6 protein-coding genes are annotated in these 7,169 nt (G+C 52.5%); 1 reads left to right on the top strand and 5 read right to left on the bottom strand.

The genetic code is table 11. From position 1 onward, the window contains the following. Positions 1-33: 33 nt before the first annotated feature. The 3 genes from OFAG_RS10520 to OFAG_RS10510 form a co-directional block, all read right to left on the bottom strand. Positions 34-930: an SDR family oxidoreductase gene (locus OFAG_RS10520; protein WP_020995264.1), complete on the bottom strand. Its 897-nt coding sequence runs from the start codon at positions 928-930 to the stop codon at positions 34-36. Between the two features lie 152 nt (positions 931-1,082). Beyond that, positions 1,083-1,391 (bottom strand): DUF1540 domain-containing protein, encoded by a 309-nt coding sequence (locus OFAG_RS10515; protein ID WP_005876162.1) that lies wholly within the window; start codon positions 1,389-1,391, stop codon positions 1,083-1,085. A gap of 39 nt (positions 1,392-1,430) precedes the next feature. After that, positions 1,431-1,994: an NADPH-dependent FMN reductase gene (locus OFAG_RS10510; RefSeq protein ID WP_005876163.1), complete on the bottom strand. Its 564-nt coding sequence runs from the start codon at positions 1,992-1,994 to the stop codon at positions 1,431-1,433. 171 nt (positions 1,995-2,165) lie between these two features. Here OFAG_RS10510 and OFAG_RS10505 point away from each other — a divergent pair, with 171 nt between their 5' ends. Beyond that, positions 2,166-3,257: an MBL fold metallo-hydrolase gene (locus OFAG_RS10505; protein WP_020995263.1), complete on the top strand. Its 1,092-nt coding sequence runs from the start codon at positions 2,166-2,168 to the stop codon at positions 3,255-3,257. A gap of 50 nt (positions 3,258-3,307) precedes the next feature. Here OFAG_RS10505 and OFAG_RS10500 read toward each other — a convergent pair whose 3' ends face one another. Both OFAG_RS10500 and rbbA read right to left on the bottom strand, forming a co-directional pair. Further along, entirely contained in the window at positions 3,308-4,444 is a 1,137-nt protein-coding gene (locus OFAG_RS10500; protein WP_005876165.1) for an ABC transporter permease, read from the bottom strand. Next, entirely contained in the window at positions 4,445-7,168 is a 2,724-nt protein-coding gene (rbbA, locus tag OFAG_RS10495) for a ribosome-associated ATPase/putative transporter RbbA (protein ID WP_005876166.1), read from the bottom strand. Position 7,169 lies beyond the last annotated feature (1 nt).

Below are 7,169 nucleotides of genomic sequence, written 5' to 3'. Positions count from 1 at the left end.
GAAGTCCGGTTTTTTTATTGTAAAGAGGGTGCATCAAATATGCATTCCACCATTGACACTGAATACTTCGGCGGTGACATAGCTGGATTCGGTTGATGCCAGATAAACATAAATGCCAGCCAGTTCAGCCGGTTGTCCTGCCCGTTTTAAAAGAGAGTCTTTTCCGAAATCGGGAATCTTGTCGGGGAACTGGCCCCCGCAAATTTGCAGTGCGGTCCATATTGGTCCTGGTGCAACAGAATTGACGCGGATACCCTTGGGCGCGAGCTGTTCGGCAAGTGCCGCGGAAAAAGATTTGATGGCGCCTTTTGTCGCGGCATAATCCAGCAGTTCGCCACTCGGTCTGTAGGCTTCTATCGAACAGGTCGTGATAATGGAAGCGCCGGGTTCAAGATGCGGCAATGCGGCCTGTACTGTCCAAAACAGTGAGAAGACATTGGTGGTAAAAACTTCATAGAGCTGTTTGTCCGATATTTCATCGATTCCCGCTTTGGCGATCTGCCTGCCTGCTACCAGCGCGAGGATATCCAGTCCCCCCAGTTCTCTGGAGGCGGTTTCTACCATGTCGGTGCAATATTGTTTGTCGCAAAGATTGCCTGGCAGGAGAATCGCTTTTCTGCCCGCTTTTTCGATGAGTTCTTTCACTTCGCGGGCATCTTTTTCTTCCGCGGGCAAATAGCCGATAGCGACATCGGCTCCTTCCCGGGCATAGGCAATGGCTGCCGCCCTGCCGATGCCGGAGTCCCCGCCTGTTACCAGCGCTTTTCTGTCTTTCAGCCGCCCGCATCCGGTGTAGGTTTTTTCCCCGCAATCGGGTACCGGCTTCATGTTTTGCTGGATGCCGGGATAATCCTGTTTTTGTTCCGGATAATCGTCTGTGTAGTAAGCGTTCAAAGGATTCTGTATTGTGGGCATTTCATGGTTTGGCATGTTTTCTTCCTTCCTGTTAAAAAGAGAGTGCATCCGGTTTGAAACGTCTTGCTGTTCGTATCAGGCAATAAAACGGTTTCGACAACAGCAGGATGGACGGAAGTCAAAAAAGGAAGCCGTGCACTGCACGGCTCACAACAGGTGTGAAGGTATCAACGATGGACATAAGTCTGGCAGTTGGCCTTGCTGTTACTGAAAGCGACAACAATTTCATCGGCCATGCATTCGTAGTCCTCGTTGTATTTGCAGTCCGCCACTTTACAGGCGCCGACACCCGAGGTACGGCCTACCGATTTGGCGTGTCCGGCCGGATCGGATACGGCAAAAAACGTATCGCAACCCGGGTTTTGTCCGTCGCCGACTGTAATGGCGCGTGCGTGACAGCCAAGGTTTTTATTGAAGCCGCAGGATTGGGCCGAACATTCCCTGACTTCCGGCATAATGATCTGGATGTGTTTCATGGTGTTCTCTCGTATATAGGTTGAATAAGGTTCAATGGTTCAGTCGTCTTCACGAAGCGGTTTCAGAACAGTTCCCCAGGCGATAACCTGTTCCAGCATCGTATTGACCGTTTTTTCATGGCGTGGATTGGGGCGGAAAACGGTCAGTTTTTCAAAATCCTCGAAAAGTGAAAGCATGACTTGTGCCCGAACGTCCGCAATCATCAGGGCGCCCATCAGAATGCGCAGTTGTTCCACGGCTCTGACAGCGCCCATTGATCCATAACCGACGAATCCGGCGGACTTGTTGTTCCACTCGTGGAAAAGATAATCGATGGCGTTTTTGAGCGCGGCAGGCGGAGCGTGATTGTATTCGGGCGTAACGAAAATGTAGCCGTCAAAAGAGTCGATTTTGACGGACCATTTCTGCGTATGGGGCTGAGTGTACTGTCCGGTGGAGGCCGGCTGGGGTTCGTCAAGAAGAGGCAGGTCGTAATCCCGGATATCGACCAGCTCTACTTCGGCATCCTGACGTTTCTTTGCGATTTCATAAATCCATTTCGCTACCGCTTCCCCATTGCGGCCGGGGCGCGTGCTTCCGATAATGATAGCAAGCCTGAACATAGTTCGCCTTTCTTTCCACTGGAAGAAAACGTTCTTTGAAAGTCATGACATCATCAGCGTATTTCTTTTTAGGGAATTACTTTTTCGGTTTTCGCAAACGAAGGGAAAATTATCTGATAATAGGAACCGATAAACGAATTCATCCATTGTCATTCAGTGAGGAGAGTAAACATGCAGGAAAAATGGAAGCCGTTTTGCCGAAAGATCACGCTGGGACTGATGGTTGCGTCTTTCAGTCTTTGTTCCGTTGCGGTGGCGAAAAATGTCGCGCAAATACAGCAGGGGACGGCGCCTGTTGTGAACGCAGCGCCTCAGGAACAGGCCGTTCCGGCCGCGAACGAAACGCTTGTTCCGGAAGAGGCCGTACAGCCACAGGTTCCTGCTGCCGTCAAGACACAGGTGCCGGGGTACTACCGGACGATGGTAGGCCAGTTTGAAGTCACGGCCCTCTTCGATGGTTCTTTCGATTTTCATCCGGAGTTGCTAAAGAACATGGACAGGCAAGCTATCGACAAGGCCTTGTCCCATCATTATGGCAGGACAACAGGTATTCAGAGCGCCATCAATGCCTATCTGATCCATACGGGCGATCATCTTGTCCTGATTGATGCGGGCGCCGGCAAGCTGTTCAGTGAAGACAGGCAGGGCCGTATTATTGAAAACCTGAAAGCCGCCGGTTATCAGCCGGAACAGGTCGATATAGTCGTCATGACGCATTTGCACGGCGATCATACAGGGGGATTAAGCGACAGGGAAGGGACGCTTCTTTTTCCGAATGCGACGGTTTACGCCAATAAAGCGGAAAATGAATATTGGCTGTCGGAACAGCAGGCAGCTGCCGCTCCGGTTGAGCGCCAGGTCTTTTTCAGGATGGCCCGTGAATCCGCGGTTCCCTATCTGAGTGCTGAAAAATGGAAAGCCGTTGAAGCGGGAGAGGAAATCGTTCCCGGCATCAGGGCGGTGGCGACTTATGGGCACACTCCCGGCCATACCGCTTATGAAATCGTTTCGGACGGGCAGACACTGTTGGTCTGGGGGGATATCGTTCACAGTCATGTTATCCAGTTCAGCCATCCGGAAGTGGCGATCGAATACGATTCCGATGCGGAACAGGCGGTCAGGACAAGACAGAGTCTGTTGAAAGATGTCGCGGAAAAAAGAGAGCGGGTGGCCGGCATGCATTTGCCTTTTCCGGGCCTGGGTTATGTGATTGCGGAAGGGAACGGAAAGTACAGCTGGATTCCGGTTGAGTATGGAGAGTAAGACAGACTGCTGGAATGCCTGCCTGAAAGGGTTCAGGCAGGCATCCGGGCTCAGTTGCCCTGGACAATCGATTTTCTGAATCGGGCCAGGGCGATGAAAAAGAAAATCAGGCCGATAATGGCAATAGCCAGAAATTCCGGCCAGACGACAGTAAAACCCGCTCCCCGGTACAGGATGGATTGGGCCAGACGGACAAAGTAAGTGGTTGGCGCCAGTTTCATGACATTCTGTACCCAGAGCGGCATGCTTTCCTGTGGGGTCGAACCGCCTGAAAGCATTTGCAGGGGAATGATCGTCAGGAAAATCAGCAAGCCCAGTTGCGGCATGGAACGGGCGATGGTTCCCAGAAAAATGCCGATTGACGCGGCGGAAAAAAGGTAAACGGCGGCTGCTGCGATGAAAAGGGCGATGGAACCCGCAATCGGAACCTGCAGCACAATCTTGATGATGAATATCAGGGCGAATGAGGCGGCGATCAGGACAGCAAGGCCGTTTGCCCAGATTTTCGAGAGCATGATTTCTGTCGGGCCCAGCGGCATGGCAAGCAAATGCTCCAGTGTACCGTGTTCGCGCTCGCGAATATAGGCCGCGCCGACCAGAATAATGGTCAGCATATTGATGTTGTTGATGACTTCCATGACTCCACCGAACCAGAAACCGGTCATGTTCGGATTGAACCGGACATGCGTTACCAGCTGGATCGGTTGCGATGAGGTTTCGGTCGTTCTGTTGAAATACTCGTTGATTTCGTTATTGAAGATGCTTTCGATGTAACTGGAACCGATGAAAGCCTGGCTCATGACCGTCGCGTCGATGTTTAACTGGATGTTCGGTTTCCTGCCCGCTTGCAAATCTCGCTGGAAACCGGGAGGGACGATAATGGAAAAGGAATATTCTCCTTTATCGAGCGCTTCGTTTGCCTGATCCATTGTAATCAGATCGGGTTTCTTGAAATAGGGCTGTGTCAGGGCATTGGCCAGTCTTTGCGAAATTTGTGAATGATCCTGATCGACGATGGCCACCGGGGCGTTGTGAATTTCCTGCGAAACACCTTTCGACGCACTGTAAATACCGGCGGTAAAAGCCCAGATAATCAGGAACAGCAACACTTTGTCAGCCCACAGGCTGTTCAGTTCCTTGATGCCCAGGCGGTAGATGTTGCTGAGATGTATTCTGAACGAAGACATTTATTTCTCCTGTTTGGGCAAGAAAAGCCAGGCAATGAATGTCAGTACCGGAATGAATGCCGCCAGTGCGAACAGGGGACCGATCAGATTGGAGAACTGCAAAGCTTTGGTGAATACGCCGCGGCTCAGGATAATGAAGTGCGAGGCCGGAAAAAATTTCCCGATCCAGTAGGCCGCTCCCTCGAGTGATCCGATGGGGTCTTTGAGTCCGGAAAACTGGGTAGTCGGCAGCATGGTCAGAATGGCGGTGCCGAACAGGGCTGAAATCTGTGTACTGGTAAAGGATGAAATGACGAGTCCCAGTCCGGTTGTGGCCGTAACGTACAGCAGAGCGCCCAGCGTCAATGCCAGAAAGCTGCCTTTTACCGGTACCCCGAAAAACCAGACGGCGCAGGCCACCATCAGGAAGTAACTGATCATCGACAGCACAATATAAGGCAACTGTTTTCCGAGCAGGAACTCCAGTTTGGTAACAGGCGTGACGTAGAGATTGGTAATGGAACCCAGTTCTTTCTCGCGCACGATGCCCAGCGCCATCAGAACGGCGGGAATCAGCATCAGCAGTAGGGGAATGATGGCGGGCACCATGGCATAAATGCTCTTGAAATCCTGATTGTAGCGGTAGCGTTTTTCAAGGGTAGCGACCGGTGGCTGATCCGTGCCATTACTTTCCTTGTTCAACTGTTCCAGGTATTTCGCATGCAGGCCCCGGATATAGCCGAGAATCGTTTCGCCGCGATAGGGCATGGCGCCGTCGATCCAGGCTGCGATTTCCGGCCGCCTTCCCTGTTCGAGATCGCGGCCGAAATTGGGTGGAATTTCGATAGCCACACTGATTTTGCCGCTTTCCATGCGTTTTTCAAGGTCTTTGCTGTCTTTCAGCGGGGCCTGTTCGAGGAAATAACGCGATCCGGCAATGTTGTGTACGTAATCCCGGGATTGGGGAGACTGGTCGTAATCGAGGACGGCGAATTTGAGGTCTTCGACGTCCATCGAAATGCCGCCTCCCAGTACGAAAAAGAGCAGCAGACTGCCCAGAAGGGCAAAACCGAGACGAATCGGATCCCGACGCAGTTCAAGCGTTTCACGCGCTGCATAGGCCAGGAGCCGTCGCAGGCTGAAAACAGGGGATTCTTCGTGCGGTTTTTCCGGTTCGATGTCGGCATTTTCGTCAAAGGTCGTCTTTTCACTGCCAGCCGCTTCCTCAAGGTAATCGATAAAAGCTTCTTCAAGCGTTGCGGCGTGTTTGTTTTCCTGTAATTCTTTCGGCGTTCCACTGGCCAGCACTTTGCCTGCGTTCATCAGGGAAATGCGGTCACATCGCTCCGCTTCGTTCATGAAGTGGGTGGAAATGAAGATCGTGACGTTCTGTTCACGCGACATTTCGACCAGAAGACGCCAGAAATCGTCACGTGCAATCGGATCGACACCGGAAGTCGGTTCGTCGAGAATCAGCAGTTTGGGATTGTGGACAACGGCGACAGCAAGCGACAGGCGCTGGCGAATACCGAGCGGCAATTCCGCGGCGGCCGAATTGACATATGGCTGGAGACCAAAGCGATCAATCAGGCTCTGGACCCTGTCATGGATTTCGTTTGGGGGCAAGTGAAAAAGCCGTGCATGAAGATCCAGGTTCTGCATGACGGTCAATTCGCCGTATAGCGAGAAAGACTGGGACATGTAACCCACGTCCTTTCGGCTTTCCGTGTTTTTGGCATCGACGGGTTTGCCGAACGTTTCTGCCGTTCCTGAAGTGGGAGGCAGCAATCCGGTCAGCATTTTCATGGTCGTCGTCTTGCCGCAGCCATTGGAACCGAGAAAGCCGAATATTTCACCCTGTGCAATCTTGAAGCTGACGTGATCGACAGCGACGAAGTCCCCGAATACCTGTGTCAATCCGTCCGCTTCGATCGCCCAGACCTTATCCTTGTTTTCCTTGAGAGGGGGAATGACCAGTTCTTCATAATTTTGCCGCCGTTCCTCGGGAAGAAACTGGATGAAAGCCTGTTCCAGCGAAGACTTTCCGGCCTTTTTCATCATTTCTTCCGGCGTTCCGGTTGCGATGACTTTGCCGTTATACATGGCTGCCAGCCAGTCGAACTGCTGGGCTTCTTCCATGTAGGCAGTGGCGACCAGAACGCTCATATGGGGACGGCGCTTGCGGATAGAATCGATCAGTTCCCAGAACTGGCGGCGTGAAAGCGGATCGACGCCGGTGGTCGGTTCATCGAGAATCAGAAGGTCTGGATCGTGTACCAGCGAACAACACAGGCCCAGTTTCTGTTTCATGCCGCCGGAAAGTTTGCCCGCCGGCCGGTCTTTGAAGGGGAAAAGACCGGTCGCTTCGGTCAGTTCATCAATCCGCCGCTCGCGTTCTTTACGGTCCTGACCGAAAAGACGGCCGAAAAAATCGATGTTTTCGGCAACGGAAAGCGTCGGATACAGATTTTTGCCCAGTCCCTGGGGCATGTAGGCAACTCGGGGAAGCAGGGCATTACGGATTTTGGCGTCGCCGATATCTTCGCCAAGAACCTCGATACGGCCTTTCTGGATTTTCCGGGCGCAGGAAATCAGTGATAGCAGCGAGGATTTCCCGACACCGTCAGGGCCAATCAGCCCGACCATGCAGCCGCCCGGAATTTCCAGCGTTACATCGTCAAGGGCAGTGACGTCTCCATACTGGAGTGCGACATTTTCGAGTTTCGCTGCCAGGAGCGTACTCATT

The sequence above is a fragment of the Oxalobacter paraformigenes genome (genome assembly GCF_000158475.2).
GTDB classification, from domain to species: Bacteria; Pseudomonadota; Gammaproteobacteria; order Burkholderiales; family Burkholderiaceae_D; genus Oxalobacter; species Oxalobacter paraformigenes.
Note: the sequence above shows the minus strand (reverse complement) of the source record. Positions and strands in the feature narration are given on the sequence as shown.

Excerpts from the sequence above, each read along its gene's own strand:
- OFAG_RS10520 (WP_020995264.1), bottom strand. The coding sequence starts at position 930 with ATGCCAAACCATGAAATGCCCACAATACAGAATCCTTTGAACGCTTAC.
- OFAG_RS10505 (WP_020995263.1), top strand. The coding sequence starts at position 2,166 with ATGCAGGAAAAATGGAAGCCGTTTTGCCGAAAGATCACGCTGGGACTG.
- rbbA (WP_005876166.1), bottom strand. The coding sequence starts at position 7,168 with ATGAGTACGCTCCTGGCAGCGAAACTCGAAAATGTCGCACTCCAGTAT.
- OFAG_RS10500 (WP_005876165.1), bottom strand. The coding sequence starts at position 4,444 with ATGTCTTCGTTCAGAATACATCTCAGCAACATCTACCGCCTGGGCATC.
- OFAG_RS10515 (WP_005876162.1), bottom strand. The coding sequence starts at position 1,391 with ATGAAACACATCCAGATCATTATGCCGGAAGTCAGGGAATGTTCGGCC.
- OFAG_RS10510 (WP_005876163.1), bottom strand. The coding sequence starts at position 1,994 with ATGTTCAGGCTTGCTATCATTATCGGAAGCACGCGCCCCGGCCGCAAT.